The organism is Janthinobacterium sp. Bl 1, assembly GCF_058215535.1.
In genome coordinates this window covers 4,917,638-4,935,539 of the sequence record NZ_CM177086.1, presented here as the reverse complement: position 1 = coordinate 4,935,539, position 17,902 = coordinate 4,917,638, and the positions used below count along the sequence as shown (strand labels likewise).

The window sequence follows — 17,902 nt, the reverse complement described above, 5'->3', positions numbered from 1 at the left end:
ATTGACGAAGCGCGGCCGCAACGCCGGGCGCCTGCTGGCCATCGCCTGGGCGCTGGTGGTGGCGCTGCTGCTCGCGCATAACGCCTACCTGTGGCTGGGCAAGCGCATCGCGCCCGAAACCGACATTCTCGCCTTGCTGCCGGTGCAGGAGCGCGACCCGGTGCTGCAGGCGTCATTTACGCACATGGTCGACGCGGCGCAGCAGCGCGTGGCGGTGCTGGTCGGTGCGGCCGAATGGAGCGATGCGAAGCGCGCGGCTGACGCCTACGGCGCCGTGCTGGCGCGCCATGCTGGCCTGTTCCAGTCCACGCCGCTCGACGAGCAGACGCAGAACGACTGGCTGGCGCTGTTCCAGCAGCATCGCTTGACCTTGCTGACGGCGCCGCAGGAAATGCAGCTGCGCCAGGAAACGCCCGCGTTCTGGTGCGATTCTGCGTTGAGTCAGCTCTACAGTCCTTTCGGTGGGCCGAAACTGGGCGCCTGGCAGGACGATCCCTTCGGCCTGTTTGGCGGCTGGGTGCAGGAACGTGCGCAGGAAACGCCCGTGCGTCCGCGCGATGGCCATCTGTTCGTCGCCGACGCCGAGCGCCAGTATGTGCTGCTGCCGCTGACCTTGAGCCTGCCCGCCTTTTCGCTGGGCGCGCAGGAAAGTGCGCTGCCCGTGCTGGCGCAAGCCGAGGCGGCGGCGCGGCAGGCCGTACCCGGCGTGGACATCATCAGCGCCGGCGTGATCCTGCATGCGGCGGCTGCCAGCAGCCAGGCGGCGGGCGAAATGTCGACCATCGGCCTGGGCTCCCTGGCTGGCATCATCCTGCTGACGTGGTTTACCTTCCGCTCGTTCAAGCCGATCTCGCTGATCCTGCTGTCGATCGGCATCGGCTGCCTCGGTTCCCTGTCCGTGTGCTGGCTGCTGTTTGGCAAAATACACTTGATGACATTGGTCTTTGGCGCCAGCCTGATCGGCGTGGCGCAGGACTACGGCATTTATTTTTTGTGTAACCGCCTGGGCGCCGATCCGGCGCTCGATTCGCGCGCCTTGCTGCGCCGTTTGCTGCCGGGCCTGTGCCTGACCCTGCTGGCGGCCGTCATCGGCTACATGGGCCTGGCGCTGACGCCATTCCCTGGCCTGCGCCACATGGCCGTGTTTTCCGCCCTGGGCCTGGTGTTTGCCTGGCTGACGGTGGTGTTCTGGTTTCCCGCGTTGATAGGCGGCGGCACCTTGAAGAGCGGCGCACTGGTCAAACAGTACGGCGCGGCGCGCGCGCGCTGGCCGCTGCTGCGCGCCAACCGCGCCACCCTGGCTGGCGGCGTGCTGTTTGCCCTGTTTGCGCTCATCGGCATCAGCCGCCTGGGCGTCAACGACGATATCCGCTTGCTGCAAACGCCGCCCGCGCACCTGATACGCGACCAGATCAAATTGAGCAAATTGCTCGATGGGCCCACGCCGGTGCAGTTCTACCTGGTGCGCGGCGATAGCGCGGAAGCCGTGCTGCAGCGCGAGGAAGCGTTGAAACAGCGGCTGCTGCCGCTGATCGCGCAAAAGCACATCAGCGGAGTCCAGGCCATGTCGAACTGGGTGCCGTCGCTGCAGACGCAGGCGACGCGCCGTGCCTTGCTCGACACGGCTATCCTGCAGCCGGGCGCCGCGCTCGACTTGCTGGCGCAGTCCGTTGACGAAGGCCCAGAATGGGCCGGCAAGGTGCGCGCGCAACTGGCACAAGCCGGTGCGCCGCTGTCGATCGACGCCTTCCTGAAGGTGCCGGCCAGCGAGCCATGGCGCCACCTGTGGCTGGGCAAGGTCGAAGGCGGTTATGCCTCCATCGTCGCCTTGCGCGGCATGCAGTATGCGGCCATTCCGCTGCTGGCGAAGGCGGGCGAGGGCGTGCCCGGCGTGCAGTGGGTCGACAAGGTGAGTGAAATTTCCTCGGTGCTGGGCCGCTACCGCGTCTACATGGGCGCCGTGGTGCTGGGCGCCTACCTGGTGGTCTTCGGCTTGCTGCTGCCCCGTTACGGACGCCGCACCTGGCGCGTGCTGGCGCCCACGGCGCTGGCCAGCGTGGCGGCCCTGGCTTTGCTCGGCTATTTGAATTTGCCGCTGCAGCTGTTCCACGTGCTGGCGCTGATGCTGCTGCTGGGCGTGGGCGTCGACTACGGCATCTTCATGCAGGAGCATCCCGACCGCCGCAACGATACGCCATGGCTGGCGGTGGGCCTGTCGGCGGCCAATACCATTTTGTCTTTCGGCCTGCTGGCGCTGAGCAAGACGGCCGCATTGCAGGCGTTTGGCCTGACCATGCTGATCGGCACGGCGCTGGTGTGGCTGCTGTCGCCGTGCTTTGCCGAAGCCGACCACCGTAGCGCGGCCGATGCCGCAGGAGAAATCTGATGTTTTTGCACTGTCAACGATGGGCGCCGGCATTGCTGCTGGCACTGGCCGGCTGCGCCAGCACGCCGCCTTCGGCACCCGCGCGCCTGGGCCTGAAACTGGCGCCGCAGGCGCTGGGCGCCACGGTCAGCGTGCAGCAGCACCTGGTCGTCGAACGGGCGGGCCGCATCGACGAACTCGATGCGGCGCTGGAAGTGGAACCGTCGCACCTCGACCTGGTGGGATTGGCGTTCGGCCAGCGCGTGCTGTCGCTCCATTACGACGGCAAGGAAATGACGTCATGGCGCCACGTAATGCTGCCGGCGCAGGTACGCGCCGAGGACGTGCTGGAAGACATGCAGCTGACCCTGTGGCCGCGCGAAGCGATCGCGCAAGCGCTGCCGGCCGGCTGGCGCATCGAGGACAGCGGCTTGCGCCGCACCCTGTTCCTGCATGACGAGGCGCTGACGGTGATCGACTACAGCGGCATGCCGCGCTGGAGCGGCACGGTGGTACTCGACAACCTGCGCTACCGCTATCGTCTGACGATACAGAACGCCCCGGAAGGAAGCTGAATGACTGGCTTGACTGTGTACCTGAACGACTGCGGCATCGTCTGCGCGCTGGGCGCCAGCCGCGAAGCAGTGCGTGCGCGCCTGTTTGCCGCGCACAGCGGCGTGATGCCCGTCGATACCTACACGCCGGGGCGCATGCTGCCGCTGGGCGTGGTCGATGCGGCCTTGCCATCGGTGGCGCAGCACGGCATCGCCGCGCGCAGCCGCAACAACCGGATGGCGCTGGCCGCTCTGGCGCAGATCCGTCCCGCCGTGGAACAGGCCATCGCCCGCTACGGCGCGGACCGGGTGGCCGTGGTGATCGGCACCAGCACGTCGGGCATCGCCGAGACGGAAGGCGCGATCGGCCAGCATGTGGCGGGCGACGGTTTGCCGGAAGCTTTTCATTATGGGCAGCAGGAGATGGCGTCGCCGGCCCTGATGCTGGCGGAGGAACTGGGCATCGACGGCCCGGCCCTCGTGCATTCGAGCGCCTGTTCGTCGAGCGCCAAGGCCATGGCCAGCGCGGCGCGCCTGATCCGCATGGGCCTGTGCGACGCCGTGCTGGCGGGCGGCGTCGATACCCTGTGCGGCTTTACCGTGGCGGGTTTTTCCGCGCTGGCGTCCGTCAGTGCGCGGCGCTGCAATCCTCTGGGCGCGAACCGCGACGGCATCAATATCGGCGAGGGCGCGGCCCTGTTCCTGATGACGGCGCAACCGGCCAGCGTGGCCTTGCGCGGCTGGGGCGAATCGTCCGATGGCCACCACATGTCGGCGCCCGATCCCGCAGGCGGCGGCGCGCGGCTGGCCATCGCCCAGGCACTGGCGCGCGCGGGCATCGCGGCGTCGCAAGTCGACTATGTGAACCTGCACGGCACGGCCACGTCGCAGAACGATGCCATGGAAGCGCGCGTGGTGTCCGACCTGTTCGGCGCCACGGCGATGGTCAGCTCCACCAAGCCGCTGACAGGCCATGCGCTGGGCGCGGCGGCCGCCATCGAGGCGGCGCTGTGCTGGCTGGCGATGCAGGACGATAACGCCGAGGGCTTGCTGCCACCGCACCTGTGGGACGGCGTGCCTGATGAATCCCTGCCGCCGCTGCGCCTGGCCTTGCCCGGTGCGCGCCTGGGGCGTCCGCTCGACTGGGCGCTGAGCAATTCGTTTGCCTTCGGCGGCTCGAACGCCGCCCTGCTGTTCGGGAGGGGAGCATGAGTTTTCCCGATATCCGCGAACTGGTGCCCCATTCCGGCGCCATGGTGCTGCTCGACCGGGTGTTGTCGGCCGATGCGGAAAACCTGTGCGCCGAAGTGGCCATCCATGCCGGCAGCGTGTTTTATGACGCGCCGTCGGCAGGGGTGGGCAGCTGGGTCGGCATCGAATACATGGCGCAGGCGATCGCCGCGCACGCGGGCTACCTGGCGCGGCTGGCCGGCGCGCCCGTGAAGATCGGGTTTTTGCTGGGGGCGCGGCGCTACGAAGCGCAGCTGCCCCTGTTTGTCGATGGCAGCGTGCTGCAGGTGCATGTGCAGCAGGCCTTGCAGGGCGAGAATGGACTGGGCGCGTTCGAGTGCCGTATCGAGATGGCGGGCGCCGTGCTGGCGCAAGCGACGATTACGGTATTCCAGCCCGAGGATGCAAAGCAATTTCTGCAGGAGAGTATGAATGGAGCGCAGCATGAGTAAAAGTGTATTGGTGACGGGGTCGTCGCGCGGCATCGGCAAGGCCATCGCCTTGCGGCTGGCGCGCGACGGTTTTGACGTGGTGCTGCATTGCCGCAGCGCGCGCGGCGAAGCCGACGCGGTGGCGCAGCAGGTGCAGGCCATGGGACGCGCGGCGCGCGTGCTGCAATTCGATATCGGCGACCGTGCCGCAGCAGCTGCCGCGCTGGAAGCGGACATCGCCGAACATGGCTGCTATTACGGCGTCGTGTGCAACGCCGGCGTGGCGCGCGACAATGCGTTTCCCGCCATGTCGGGCGAGGACTGGGACATCGTCCTGCAGACCAACCTCGATGGTTTCTACAATGTGCTCAATCCGCTGGTAATGCCGATGGTACAGCGCCGCAAACCGGGACGCATCGTCACCATGGCGTCCGTTTCGGGTCTGATCGGCAACCGGGGACAAGTCAATTACAGCGCCGCCAAGGCCGGCATCATCGGCGCGACCAAGGCGCTGGCGCTGGAACTGGCCAAGCGCGCCATCACGGTCAACTGTGTGGCGCCGGGCCTGATCGAGACGGACATGATCAGCGAGGTGCCGCTCGACGAAGCGCTGAAGATGATCCCCGCGCGCAGAGTCGGCACGCCGGAAGAAGTGGCCGCTGCCGTCAGTTTCCTCGTCGGCGAGGAGGCGGGCTACATCACGCGCCAGGTCATTTCCGTGAATGGAGGCATGGCATGAGCCGCCGGGTAGTCGTGACCGGCATGGCCGGCATCAGCCCGATCGGCAATGACTGGCCGGCCATCCGCCAGCGCCTGGGCGAGTACCGCAACGCCGTCGTGCGCATGAACGAATGGGCCGATTACGAGGGCTTGAATACGCAACTGGGCGCGCCGGCCGCGCCGTTCGCGCTGACGGACCGCTATAACCGCAAGGCCGTGCGCAGCATGGGACGCATCGCGCTGATGGCCACGCGCGCGAGTGAACTGGCGCTCGAACACGCGGGCCTGGCCGGGCACCCCGTGGTCAAGAGCGGGCAGATGGGCATTTCCTTCGGTTCGTCGGCCGGCACGCCCAGCGCCATCGGCGACTTTGGCCGCATGATGGAAGAGCGCACCACCAAGGGCATCAACGCCACCACCTACATCAAGATGATGGCGCACACGGCGCCCGTCAACATCGGCGTGTTTTTCGGCGTCACGGGAAGGGTGATTACCACCTCGAGCGCCTGCACCTCGGGCAGCCAGGGCATCGGCTATGCCTACGAGGCGATCGCCGGCGGCAAGCAGCTGGCGATGATCGCCGGCGGCGCCGAGGAACTGTGCGCCACCGAAGCGGCCGTCTTCGACACCCTGTTCGCCACCAGCACGCGCAACGACGCAGGCCATACGACGCCGCGCCCTTTCGACGCCAGCCGCGATGGCCTCGTCATCGGCGAAGGCGCCGGTTGCCTGATCCTCGAAGAATTCGACCATGCGCAGGCGCGCGGCGCCACCATCCATGCGGAGCTGGTGGGCTTCGGCACGAACAGCGACGGCTGCCACGTGACCCAGCCGAACGCCGCCACCATGCGCCAGGCGATGCTGCTGGCGCTGGCCGACGCGGGACTGCAGCCGTCCGATATCGGCTACATCAATGCGCATGGCACGGGCACGCAGCAGGGCGACATCGCCGAGTCGCAAGCGACGTTCGAAGTGTTTGGCGACCGCACGCCCATCAGTTCACTGAAAAGCTACATGGGCCACACCCTGGGTGCCTGTGGCGCGCTGGAAGCGTGGATCAGCATCGAGATGATGCGCGAAGGCTGGTTTGCGCCCACCATCAATCTGCAGCAGGTCGACCCGCAATGCGCACCGCTCGACTACATCGCCGGCGAAGGCCGGGCCATCGAATGCGAGTACGTGATGTCGAATAACTTTGCCTTTGGCGGCATCAACACGTCGCTGATTTTCAAGCGTTACCGGCCGTGAAGTTAGCTTGCGCTGGCGCAAGTGGCAAGTGTGGTTCCCTTTGTACTATCTTTAACTTATCGAGGAAAACAGCATGAAAAAAATGATGATCCTGGCGGCGCTGAGTGCGGCGCTGACGGTTGCCTTGCCGGCACAGGCAGGCGATACCAAACACATGATGTCGATCGCCAATGCGATGTCCGCCAACGACGCCCAGGCCCGCCTTGGCGACACCGTGAAATTCTATTTTGGCGACCAGGCAACGCCCCCGGTTGCCACGCGCATCAGCAGCGACAAGACCAGCCAGAAAACCAATGGCGTTGGCAAGTCGGCGGAAACCTCGTGCAACTGGGCCTTCCTGTCGGCCATGCTGGCGCTGCAAAAGCGCGCCCAGTCGGTGGGCGCCGATGCCGTCGTCAATATCGTCAGCAATTACAAAAACATCGAAAATTCCAGCGCCACGGAATTCGAGTGCCATGAAGGCACGATGATGACGGGCGTGGCCTTGAAGGGCGAGTTCGTGAAGTTAAAGGCAGGCAAGTAAGTAGCAGTAGCAGGAAGCAGCAGGGAAGTCCACCCCATCGGTAACCGGCGCAATCAGAGCAGCGATCGCGTCTGGAAGCCATTCCAATAAAAAGTAGAAAGAGAATATGCAAAAAGTATCGAAAACTGTCATCCTGGCCGGCGCACTGCTGGCATTGACCATGTTGCAAGGCTGCGCCACGCGCATCAAGGCATCGTCGACGACCAATCCGCCGCCGAGCGAGGCTTTCTCGTCGTTTGGCCGCATTGAAGTCAAGCCGACAGTCTTTGCCGAAGGCTACAAGGGCAACCAGGCCGGCATGGCGAAAATCGACGAGAATATCCGCAAGGACCTGGCCGAATCGCTGACCAGCTGGAATGCCGCTCCGGCCAATGGCCGCGTGCTGACCATCGAGCCTATCGTCGAAGAAATCCAGTTCAAGAGCGGCGCCAAGCGCGTACTGCTGGGACCATTGGCCGGCAGCTCGGGCGTGCGCATGCGCGTCATGATCCGCGACAACAAGGGTGCCGTGGTCGCAACGCCAGAGTTCTTCCAGCGCGCGGACGCGATGGCGGCCGGATTCACGTTTGGCGTGCACGATAACCTGATGCTGACCCGCATCGCCAACCTGACCAGCGCTTACATCAAGGCCAACTATGTACGTGCCGAAGGCGGCCCGACGGGCGCCGACAATAAAGCGGTCGAAGCAGCAATGACGAACTAGGACGGGCGCGGCGCGCAAGCGCCTGCAGACCTGCTGAGAATGGCAGCGACGGGTAACCGCGCTGCCATTTTTTTGCCGCATGCATGCTGGAAATTTGTGGCAGACTGCGCCTTTGCCTATCCCGAGCTTGTCATGCCACCAGCCTTGCCCAGTAACGGCGCCAGCATCTGGCTGCTCGATTCCCGCAGCATTGATCTTGCGCAGATCAGCCAGTATCAAACGTGGCTTGGTGCCGCGGAAGCGGCCCGCTACGCACGCTTTGTGCGGCCGTTGCGCCAGCGCCAGTTCCTGCTGGGGCGCGCGCTGCTGCGCGTAGCGATGGGGAAACTGCTGGAAGTGGCGCCGGAATCCATCGCGCTGGAAGAGAGGCCGGGCCAGGCGCCACTGCTGCTGTCGCCTGCGGAGGGGCCGCACTTCAGCATTTCGCACAGCGGCCACTGGGTCGCGTGCGCGTTGAGCGGTACTACGCGGCTGGGACTCGATATTGAGCTGCGCGACCCGCGGCGCGACGTGCTGGCGCTGGCCCGCCAGGCGTTTGGCGCAGATGTGGCCGCCGAGCTGGAAAGCATGCCGCTTGAAGCGCGGCTGGCGGCGTTTTACCAGTGCTGGAGCGAGGCCGAGGCGCGCTACAAGCTGGGCATGGACGCGGGCGCTTGCGCGACCTTGGCGCATGCCGAGCTGTCCATCGTGCTGTGCAGCGCGGCGCCGCTGGCGCAGGCGCCCGCCTTGATCGTGCAGGGTCTGGCGCCAGGCTAATTCCCCCGCACGACGATCTCCTGCGCCTTGGGCTCGCGCTGGCGCATGAAGCGCACGATGGAGTCGACGGTGACGACGTCGATCTGGCGCGTCATGCGGCGCTCGAACGGGTGATCGTCGAACGCGATATTCGCGCGGAACATGCGCGCGCCCAGGCGCGTGGCGGCGGGTATGCTCAGCGTTTGCGGGGCGTAGCTGGCGCTGCGCAGCCAGCCTTGCGCTTCGGCGCGCGTTTCGATCTTGCCAGGCTCGTTGCTGGCAGCGGCCAGGGTTTCCAGCACCCACTGGTTCGAGTTCTGGTACTTGGTGGAAAACGGGTAGGCCAGCATATTGTAGTGCGGCTCATGCAGGCGCTTGGGCGTGTTCGACGTCAGCAGGCGCACCAGTTGCTGCTGCGTATCCTGGCCGGGAACCAGGATCAGGGTTTCATACATGAACACATCATCCATGAAGAAATTGCCCAAGCCTTCGTTGTACAGCGACGATTGCGCCGTGCCGCATTCATTGAGTTCATGCACCACCAGCCAGCGGCCTTTCGGGTGGTCGCGCCAGGCCAGCGCCATGTGCGAATAGCGCAAGTTGTATTTCGACAGGTCTTGCCCGGCGCGCGCCACCAGCGCCACTTGCGCGCCCGAGGCGTCGAGCGCCTGCAGGGTCTTTTGCGCCAGATCCATCGATTTGACGAGAGTGGTCGCATCCGTTTGCTTTTCCTCGCACGAGCGTCCCGCATGGGCGGTACCGGCCAGGGCCAGGCTGATGAGAATCACGGTCAGGCGTTTCATGGGGTTCACGCTTTCGAATGGTGGAGAATCGCATTGCCGGCCGCATTCGGCACATAGGCGATGGCCTTGCCCGACAGCACCAGCATGTGTCCCGTCGAGACGGCCACCACCTTGATCACCGTGCCGGCCGCCAGCGACAGGCCTTGCGCAGCCTTCTGGCTCAGCTTGACGGAGGCTGTGGCGGCGGAGGACGCGCCCCTGGCCGCGCTTTTGAGCACGAGGACGCTGCCGTCGGCCGCGTCTTCCACCTTGTCGATGACGATTTCACCGGCGGCGGCCAGCACCGACATGGAGCCGACCAATACGATGGCTGAGGCCATGCTGGCGTTGTCGGAGGCGTTGGTGGTATCGGAGTTGGCGGCCTGGGCCAGCGGCGCCATGGTGGCGGCGCACAGCAGGGCGGTGGCGAGCAGATGTTTCATGGAATGTCCGTTCTTTATTGGTGATTACACTTTGGAGTGGTGCAGCAGCGCCTTGCCCAGTTCGTTCGGGATGAAGGCGATGGCCTTGCCGGAAAGAACCAGCATATGACCGGTAGACATCGCCACCACATTGACTACGGTGCCGGCCGCCAGCGACAGGCCCCTGGCCGCTTGCCCGCTCATCTGGATGGACGCGCCACCCGCTTCGGAGGCTCCCTTGAGCACGATGACGATGCCTTCGCCCACCGTTTCCACGCTGGCGACGACCACCTGGCCGGAGGCGACCAGCATCGACATGGAACCGGCGACGACCACGGCGGAACCTTCGCTGAGGTTTTGCGAGCCTTTCGACAGATTCTCGGAGGCGGCGGCGTGGACCAGGCCGGGAGCGGCCGCGGAGAGCGTCAACAGCGACAGGGACAAGCAGAGGGGCAGCAGGCGTTTCATGTGTTTCTCCTTCAAGTGTGCCAAGTGGCAACGCCATCATTGTAGACTGTGGGCAATTGGTCAATGAATACGCTACTCGTAGCGGGCAGGCATACCGCAGGTAGCATATTGCGCTACTTTTCTGCCGCCAGAATCGATGCTATTTTTATAAAGGAAGTGCATGCCGCAAACCCACGCCTTGATCGAAGCCTTGAAACGCCTGTTGAAAGCGCGCTCCGTCACGTATGCCGAGCTGGCCCAGCGCATCGGCGTGTCCGAAGCCAGCGTCAAGCGGATGTTTTCGCAGAAGCAATTTACCCTGCAACGGCTGGACCAGATCCTGGTCGCCATCGGCAGCGATTTCCAGCAACTGGCGCTGGCCGTGCAATCAGCCCAGGCCGCGCCGACCCTGATCACGGGGCTGACCTATGCGCAGGAAAAGGAAATCATCGAGGACACCCGGCTGTTCGTGGTGGCCGTCTCCGCCCTGAACTTGCTGCCGCTGGAACAGATCGTCGCCATCTATGACATCAGCGAAGCGCAAGCCGTGAAATACCTGCTGCGTCTCGACAAGATCGGTTTTCTGGAACTGCTGCCGAATAACCGGGTCAAACTGCTGGTGGCCCGCACGTTTGCGTGGATACCGAACGGTCCCATCCACACGTATTTCAAAAAGGAAGCCTATGGCGACTACTTGAATTCGCAGTTCGATGGCGAGACGGAATTGCTGCGCCTGGTGAACGTGATGCTGTCGAAGAAATCCACGGCCGCCTTGCTGGAACGCCTGAAGCAAGTGGCAGTGGAATTCTCGCAGCAACATCAGGAAGACGCGCGCCTGCCTGGCAATGAGCGCCTGGCCATCAGCTTCATGCTGGCGGCACGTCCCTGGATGCCGCAGACGTTCAAGGCGCTGCTGCGGCAGTAAGCTGACGAGTGCAGCGCTCAAGCGGCGGATATTGTGGCTAAGGTTGCTGCTTGTCGGTGCTGCCTTGTTCCTCTTTCATCTGCGACAGCAAACGCCAGGCGAAAAAGCCCAGCACGGCCACGCCCAGCAGAAGTGCGGCCCACAGGGCGGCCAGGCGCAAGCCTGCGCCGTCCGGCGTCTTCTCGATGGGAGCGTCGCTGGTCAGCGCCACCACCCTGGCTGCCGTGGCGACAGGCAGCGCCAGCAATTCCTCCTGCGTGAAGCCGGGCGCGACCTGCGACAGCGGCAACGCTGCCGGCGTTGCACCATTTCTGCCGAAGACCAGTTGATACGGCCCCTTGCCGCTGGCCAGGAACACCAGGCTTGCCGGTGTCCATCCCAGGCGCAAGACGGAGTTGATGTTCGGGTTCGTGCCGCTGTGATATTGCGGCCGGAGCACCCATTGCTCCGTTTGCACGACGGGCATGGCCAAGTCGCCGGAGACCCGTTCCTTGCCATCCATGCTGATACGGTAGAACGTCGTGTGGAGCAGTGGTTCGAATTCGGCGGCCTGCGTGGCGCGCGCTCGCGGGCCCAGATGCAGGCGCTGGCGCTGGCGCGGCGCTTCGCTTGCCGGGTGATACACGCCCAGAGTAACGGGCATGGACGTGTTGCCCTCAGCCAGCTGCAAGCCGATGCTGTCGGCGGGAATGGCGATCGGCGTGGCATACAGGCGCTCGTCGACGCTCTTGCCTGTCGTCCCCTTCAGCATGATGGTGGCGCGCGGCAGGGCAAGGGCCGTGACACTGACCTGCTGCGCGGCGATGCCGGCGAAAGTGATGGGATCGCCGTACTGCCAGCTCAGCCGCGCATAGCGGAAGGCACGCGGAGCGAATTCGATGCGGTCGTTGGCCAGGGTTTGCGTGTCGCTGTTGCGCAGCCAATTCAGGGTGGTGGTGGCGATGGCATCCCATTGTTTCAGGTCGTCGCTGACTTCCAGCAGTACTTGCGCATTGTAGTTATCGGTTCCTGGCGACAAGGTAAATTGCAGGGCGCCGATGCGGCTATCCTTGGCGGGCGGGCCCGCATCGAGGATCAACCCTTGCAAGCCCGGCGCCGCATCGAGCGTACTGCCGCCACGCGCCGTGACGGACAGCAGGCGGCCGTCATTGCCGGTCCGGATATCCACGTTGTCCAGTTCGTAGTAACCGATGTTCTTGCCGGTGACGGGAAAGATGCGCATGGCAAGCGTGTCGCGCTGCGTGCGCGATTGCGCGGGCGGGGCCGTCAGAGCGAAGGCCAGTGGCTTGCCGGTACTGTCGAACAGGCGCACGTCGGCCAGGCTGGCCGAGCGCGCATGCAGGTACACGTCGGTGGGGACGCTTATGCGGCTCAGGCCGGCACCGGGCTGCGGCGTCAACGCGATGCTCCAGCCGTAGTCCTGTGGCCTGTCCTGGCCAGGCGCGGCCAGCGCGGCGCCTGCCATCAACACGATGCCGAACATGAGTGTGCTTGTTTTCATGCTGCTCCCTGTTGCGGTTCGGCTGGCGCTGCTGCGGCAGCCTTGGGGAAGGGCGCCAGGTAGCCGATCAAGACCATCAGCAAGCCGACACCCACGAAGGATACGATGCGTTCGATGCCGCCCACGTTGGACAGGTCGATCAGGAACAGTTTCACAACTACCAGCCCCAGCAGCACGGCACCCATGCTCCATTGCTGGCGCCGCTGCTGGCGCGCCGCGTGGCGCATCAGCAGCAGGGCCGTGACGCTCCACACGAGCGACAGCATCGCTTGCACGAACTGCGAGGCCAGCATGGCGTCAAAGGTATAGGGCACGCCGACATAGTGCGACACCGTGCGCAGCAGCATCAGGTTGAACCACACATACAGCAAGCACGCGGCCACGACGGGCAAGCGCGCCTGCCACAGGGCGGGCAGCGGCAACTGCTTCGCCGGCAGCAAACGGTAGCTGGCAATGGCCAGCAGCACGGCAAAGCCCGTGCTCAAGTCCAGCGGATTGAGCAGCGGCAAGTAGGGCAGCGGCGCCATGGCGCCATCGTCGAAGATGTTCCACGCGGCGATCAGCAGCAGCGACCAGAGCGCACCCAGCGGTATCAGGGTGCGCTGGTACCACTCGGCAATCGGTGCCACCGGCCAGACGCCGGCACGGCAGCGGCGGATCAGCCAGGCCAGTACCAGCATCATGACCCAGGCCGGCAAGTAGCGGGCCCAGGCGGGGCTCACGCTGTCTTCATGCTGTGCCAGCCAGGCGTTGACATGCATGGCGCCCACGGGCCACAGCATCAGCCATGGCGCGGCCGTGCGCAGGGTATGCAAGAGCCGCAGCGCACGCACGTCGAGTTGCCAGCCGGCTTTCGGCCAGGCCTGCAGCAGGTATTCGCCGGCCGCCAGCGCGCCGGCCAGGGCCAGCCAGCTCAAGCCCGTCAGCAGATAGTCGCGCAGGTACAGTGCCAGCAGCAGGTTGGCGCTCCACAGGCCCAGGCCGAGCCAGGCGGCCACGGTGAACCAGCGCAGCTGCGGCCAATCGAGGCGCCGCGCCACAATGGCGAACACGGGTGTCGTGACGGACACGGCGATCAGGTACAGCGCCAGCCAGTGCTCGCCCGCGTACGGCTGCATGCTCAGGTCGCCGTCGATCAGGCGCAGCAGCCAGCTGGTGAACGGCACGAGGATGGCGGCAAACCACAGCAAGCCGCTCCAGACCAGCAGGGGACGCGCTGCCAGCGCCAGCAGCGCGTCGCCGCCGCGTGCGCGCAGCGCAAGGAAGCGGGCGCTGGCAAAGGCGGCGGCGCCCAGCAGCAGGGCGCTGAGGAAGGAGCCGTCGAACAGGTTGGCCGGATGCTGGTCCCAGGCCCAGCTGGCGCGGCTGAGCATGACCATGCCGGCCAGTACCTGTACGGCCAGCAGCAGGGCGCGCGGCGCATGCCATTGTTCGCGCCGCGCCAGCGCCGCCAGCAGGGCTGCTACCGCCAGCGCGCTGACGGTGAGCAGGTTCAGTTGCGTGGCGGCATCCGTGCGTAGCAGGATTTCGCTCCAGATGCCGCCCAGCAGCCAGGCCGTGGCGGCCGTCAGGAACAGCACGGACAGGCTGCTCATGAATTCAGGATGCAAATGGCTGGCGTGGCGGCGGAAATTGTAGGCCATCACCAGCGCGGCGGCCGCCAGCAGCGCGCAGCCGAGCCAGATGTTGGCTTGCAGGGCCGCTGCCGTATTGAGTCCCTGCATGGCGCCGAGGAAGGCCAGCCAGGCGGCCCCCTGCACCAGCAGGCCGAAGACCCAGGCCAGGGTCTGGCGCTGGCGCAAGCCGACCCAGACGATGCCCGCGCCTTCCAGCGCCCAGGCGGCGGACGTCCAGCGGCCATCGAGGGCGAACGGGATGGCCAGGGTGCCGAAGACGATGCCCAGCGCGAGGAAGGCTTCGGCCAGCAGTTTGAAACCTGCGCGGCGCCACAGGGCCACGGCCAGTCCCGTGTAGGTCAAGCCGCCGAGCAGCGCGGAAAACGCCAGGCCAAACTCGAAGTGCCGCACCAGGCCGTATTGCAGGCCCATGGCCGCCAGCGGCGTGCCAAACACGAGGGTGCCGTCCACATAGTGTTTCAAGCGCGGCGCCTGGCGCGCGCAGTAGGCAATCGCGATACCGATATAGAACAGCACGAACAGGATCAGGAACAGCTGCGTCGACAGGTAGTGCTCGGGCGTGTAGCGCAGCAAGCCCCAGGTGGTGGCAACGACAAAGGTAAAGCCAAAGCTCAGTATATTCAGGACGCGCCAGGCGCGTTTCAGGGCGATGGCGAAGACGCCCGCATTGAGCAGCGCGTAATAGCTGAACAGGCCGATATGGTTGCCGCTGCCCGTCGAGACGAGCAGGGGCACGGCAAAGCCGCCGACGATGCCGAAGACGGCCAGCCAGACGGCGTTTTGCAGCACGGCCAGCAAGCACGTGAACGCCGTCAGCACGAACAGCACGGCAAACGCCAGGCCCGCCGGGATCAGATCATACAGGCGGAAGGCGCCAAACGTCACCAGCATCAAGATCGCCAGCGCCGTGCCCTGCAGCGGCAAGCTGATGCCGGGGCGTTTGATGCGGATGCGCCAGGCCCAGGCCAGCAGGGCGATGTCGGCCAGCGCGATGCCTGCCAGGCGCAGCTCGATGGGCACGGTCACCTGCGCCGACACGTATTTGAGCAGGAAGCTGACGCCGAGGAACAGAATCATCAAGCCCAGCTTGGCAACCAGGTTACCCGTGAACAGCCAGTTCTTCGCCTTGGCAACGAGGCCGTCCGGGTGCGCGATCCAGGACGGAGTGTTGGGGGCAGCAGGGGCAGCGGGGGCGGGTTTGGCGGGAGCCTGTGGTGTGGGTGGCGATGGCTTCGGCGGCACGGGCGCGGCCGGCGCGGCCTTTGCCAGCTCGACCGGTTCGATCACGGCTGCCTTCGACACCTGCACCGGCGCCGGTGCAGGCACGGAACCGGACGTCGGCACTGCTACTGGCGCAACGGCAGCGGGCACGGCAGGCGCGGCAGCTGGCGCTACGTCCCGGCCTTCCAGCGCCAGCAGGCGCTGCTGGATGCCGTCGACTTCCTTGCGCAGGCGCGCCGTCAGCAATTCCAGATCGGCCACTTTTCTGCGGTACTGCAGCACCAGCACGAAGCCGGTGATCAGCACGCCAAGGATAAACAGCGTTATCAATCCAAACATGGGGCAGCTTTCCTGGATGGTCAGGGCGAAGGCGCCCGAGTATGCGCACATTACCTTATTATCAAGAAACAGGCGTTTTTGTTGTGCACGGGAAAGTAGCAAGGTGCGGGGCCAGCATGGCGCGGTGCGGCACTTTCCGTATTGACGCCAAGCAAGATGAAGACATTCAGATTGTCGTGCGCAAGATAGTGCTGTATTTTAGCAATTCCTTAATTGCCCGTTCCCCATGCCATGAGTCAAAGCAGCCAGTTTTCCTTATTGTCGCAGCGCCGTTTCGGGCCCTTCTTCTGGACCCAGTTCTTTGGCGCCTTCAACGACAATCTGTTCAAGACGGCCCTGATGGTGATCCTCGCCTACGATGCGCTGAGCTGGACCACGCTCGACCCATCGACCATCACCAACCTGATTCCCGGCCTGTTCATCCTGCCGTATGTCGTGTTCTCGGCCACGGCCGGCCAGCTGGCCGACAAGTTTGAAAAGGCGGGCCTGGCCCGCTTCGTGAAATGGATGGAACTGGCCATCATGGCGGTCGCCGCCGCGGGCTGGATGACGCATACCCTGTGGCTGCTGGTGGCCGCCGTCGTCGGCATGGGTGTGCATTCGACCCTGTTCGGTCCCGTCAAGTATGCGTACCTGCCGCAGCAACTGAAACCCGAGGAATTGGTGGGCGGCAATGGCCTGATCGAGATGGGCACGTTTGTCGGCATCTTGCTGGGTGAAATCCTCGGCGCCGTGCTGATCGTGCACAAGCCGCTGGGCGTGGAGCTGGTGGCCGGCGCGACGATCGCCGTGGCCCTGTTCGGTCTGATCGCCAGCTACCGCGTCCCGCGCACGCCCGCGCCAGAGCCGGACTTGAAGGTGAGCCTGAATTTTGTCGCCGAATCGTTCCGCAACCTGAATTTCTCGCGCAAGAACCGTCCCGTCTTCCTGGCCATGCTGGGCAATTCCTGGTTCTGGTTTTACGGCGCCCTGATCCTGGCCCAGTTCCCCGTCTACTCGAAGGACTTCCTGCATGGCGACCATAGCGTATTCGTGCTGCTGCTGACCGTGTTTTCCGTCGGCATCGGCACGGGTTCCCTGCTGTGTGAGCGCCTGTCCGGCCACAAGATCGAAATCGGCCTGGTGCCGTTCGGCTCCATTGGCCTGTCGCTGTTCGGCATCGATCTGTATTTCGCCAGCAATGCGTATGCGAACACGCAAGTGGTCGATGCGCTGGCGTTTGTCAGCCAGGCGGGCGTGCCGCATATTCTGATCGACATCGTCATGATCGGCGTCTTCGGCGGTTTCTTCATCGTGCCCCTGTTCGCCCTGATCCAGACGCGCTGCGACCCGAAACACATTTCGCGCACGATCGCCGGCATGAACATCCTCAACGCGCTGTTCATGGTGGCGGCCGCCGGCGTGGCCATCGTGCTGCTGGGCAAGGGCTTTACCATCCCCGAACTGTTCCTCGTCACGGCCATCTTGAATGCGCTGGTGGCCGCCTACATCTTCTCGCTAGTGCCGGAATTCCTCATGCGTTTCCTCGCGTGGATACTCATCCAGACCGTGCACAGGGTCAAGGTGGTCGATGGCGAACGCATCCCGACGGAAGGGGCGGCCGTGCTGGTGTGCAACCATGTGAGCTATGTGGATGCCATCGTCATCATGGCGGCCAGCCCCCGTCCCATCCGCTTCGTCATGGATCACCGCATCTTCAAAATGCCACTGATGGGCTGGATTTTCCGTACGGCCAAGGCGATCCCCATCGCGCCAGCCAAGGAAGATCCTTTCCTGATGGAAAAGGCTTTCATCGATATCGCGCAAGCGCTGCATGAGGGCGAACTCGTATGCATCTTCCCCGAAGGCAAGCTGACGCGTACGGGCCAGATCAGCGAATTCAAGGGCGGCATCGCCAAGATCGTCGAGCGCAGCAAGGTGCCCGTGATTCCGCTGGCGCTGCGCGGCTTGTGGGGGCATCTGTTGAGCCACCGCAATGGCCATTTGTTCGAGCGCGCCTTCAAGGCGGGCTTGCGCTCGCGTTTGTCGCTGGCCGTGGGCGTGCCCGTGGCGCCCGAGGCTGCCACGCCGGAGTTGCTGCAGCAAAAAGTGCAGGAGTTGCGCGGCAAGTGGAAGTAAG

At 64.9% G+C, this 17,902-nt stretch carries 16 protein-coding genes; 11 read left to right on the top strand and 5 right to left on the bottom strand.

What is annotated here, in order from left to right:
* Position 1 precedes the first annotated feature (1 nt).
* The 9 genes from AC4BCN_RS22260 to AC4BCN_RS22220 all read left to right on the top strand — a co-directional run bounded on the left by AC4BCN_RS22260 (position 2) and on the right by AC4BCN_RS22220 (position 8,530).
* Positions 2–2,386: an MMPL family transporter gene (locus tag AC4BCN_RS22260; RefSeq protein ID WP_490493626.1), complete on the top strand. Its 2,385-nt coding sequence runs from the start codon at positions 2–4 to the stop codon at positions 2,384–2,386.
* Entirely contained in the window at positions 2,386–2,940 is a 555-nt protein-coding gene (locus tag AC4BCN_RS22255) for a DUF3261 domain-containing protein (RefSeq protein WP_490491775.1), read from the top strand. Before AC4BCN_RS22260 ends, AC4BCN_RS22255 begins: the two co-directional genes overlap by 1 nt.
* Positions 2,941–4,131 carry a beta-ketoacyl-ACP synthase gene (locus AC4BCN_RS22250; RefSeq protein WP_490491774.1) on the top strand — a complete coding sequence of 397 codons (1,191 nt, stop codon included), beginning with the start codon at positions 2,941–2,943 and terminating at the stop codon, positions 4,129–4,131.
* Positions 4,128–4,601, top strand: a complete 474-nt coding sequence (locus AC4BCN_RS22245) for a hotdog family protein (protein ID WP_139091602.1) — start codon at positions 4,128–4,130, stop codon at positions 4,599–4,601. Before AC4BCN_RS22250 ends, AC4BCN_RS22245 begins: the two co-directional genes overlap by 4 nt.
* Entirely contained in the window at positions 4,594–5,319 is a 726-nt protein-coding gene (fabG, locus tag AC4BCN_RS22240; RefSeq protein WP_374106824.1) for a 3-oxoacyl-ACP reductase FabG, read from the top strand. Before AC4BCN_RS22245 ends, fabG begins: the two co-directional genes overlap by 8 nt.
* Complete coding sequence (locus AC4BCN_RS22235) at positions 5,316–6,548, top strand: beta-ketoacyl-ACP synthase (RefSeq protein ID WP_139091603.1); 1,233 nt, start codon at positions 5,316–5,318, stop codon at positions 6,546–6,548. The genes fabG and AC4BCN_RS22235 overlap by 4 nt, the downstream gene beginning before the upstream one ends.
* 73 nt (positions 6,549–6,621) lie before the next feature.
* A complete protein-coding gene (locus AC4BCN_RS22230; RefSeq protein WP_034750358.1) occupies positions 6,622–7,071 on the top strand; it encodes an excinuclease ATPase subunit in 450 nt (149 codons plus the stop codon).
* A gap of 106 nt (positions 7,072–7,177) precedes the next feature.
* Positions 7,178–7,774 (top strand): hypothetical protein, encoded by a 597-nt coding sequence (locus AC4BCN_RS22225; protein ID WP_034750355.1) that lies wholly within the window; start codon positions 7,178–7,180, stop codon positions 7,772–7,774.
* Between the two features lie 132 nt (positions 7,775–7,906).
* The gene (locus tag AC4BCN_RS22220; protein ID WP_338679389.1) at positions 7,907–8,530 is read left to right on the top strand and encodes a 4'-phosphopantetheinyl transferase family protein; all 624 of its coding nucleotides are present in this window, start codon (positions 7,907–7,909) and stop codon (positions 8,528–8,530) included.
* On the opposite strand, the gene AC4BCN_RS22215 is transcribed toward AC4BCN_RS22220, so the two are convergent.
* The 3 genes from AC4BCN_RS22215 to AC4BCN_RS22205 are packed head-to-tail and all read right to left on the bottom strand — an operon-like array spanning position 8,527 to position 10,181.
* Positions 8,527–9,312 carry a DUF2145 domain-containing protein gene (locus AC4BCN_RS22215; RefSeq protein WP_070305218.1) on the bottom strand — a complete coding sequence of 262 codons (786 nt, stop codon included), beginning with the start codon at positions 9,310–9,312 and terminating at the stop codon, positions 8,527–8,529. The genes AC4BCN_RS22220 and AC4BCN_RS22215 overlap by 4 nt on opposite strands.
* 5 nt (positions 9,313–9,317) lie before the next feature.
* The gene (locus AC4BCN_RS22210) at positions 9,318–9,734 is read right to left on the bottom strand and encodes a hypothetical protein (protein ID WP_034750348.1); all 417 of its coding nucleotides are present in this window, start codon (positions 9,732–9,734) and stop codon (positions 9,318–9,320) included.
* A 24-nt stretch (positions 9,735–9,758) separates the two neighbouring features.
* Positions 9,759–10,181, bottom strand: a complete 423-nt coding sequence (locus AC4BCN_RS22205; RefSeq protein ID WP_128142355.1) for a hypothetical protein — start codon at positions 10,179–10,181, stop codon at positions 9,759–9,761.
* 160 nt (positions 10,182–10,341) lie between these two features.
* On the opposite strand from AC4BCN_RS22205, the gene AC4BCN_RS22200 reads away from it, so the two are divergent.
* On the top strand, positions 10,342–11,085 hold the full coding sequence (locus tag AC4BCN_RS22200; RefSeq protein ID WP_034750344.1) for a helix-turn-helix domain-containing protein: 744 nt from the start codon (positions 10,342–10,344) through the stop codon (positions 11,083–11,085).
* A 37-nt stretch (positions 11,086–11,122) separates the two neighbouring features.
* Here AC4BCN_RS22200 and AC4BCN_RS22195 read toward each other — a convergent pair whose 3' ends face one another.
* Positions 11,123–12,586 (bottom strand): DUF3999 family protein, encoded by a 1,464-nt coding sequence (locus AC4BCN_RS22195; RefSeq protein ID WP_338679388.1) that lies wholly within the window; start codon positions 12,584–12,586, stop codon positions 11,123–11,125.
* Complete coding sequence (locus tag AC4BCN_RS22190; RefSeq protein WP_490491773.1) at positions 12,583–15,783, bottom strand: DUF2339 domain-containing protein; 3,201 nt, start codon at positions 15,781–15,783, stop codon at positions 12,583–12,585. The genes AC4BCN_RS22195 and AC4BCN_RS22190 overlap by 4 nt, the downstream gene beginning before the upstream one ends.
* A gap of 231 nt (positions 15,784–16,014) precedes the next feature.
* Here AC4BCN_RS22190 and AC4BCN_RS22185 point away from each other — a divergent pair, with 231 nt between their 5' ends.
* Positions 16,015–17,901 (top strand): MFS transporter, encoded by a 1,887-nt coding sequence (locus AC4BCN_RS22185; protein WP_490491772.1) that lies wholly within the window; start codon positions 16,015–16,017, stop codon positions 17,899–17,901.
* Position 17,902 lies beyond the last annotated feature (1 nt).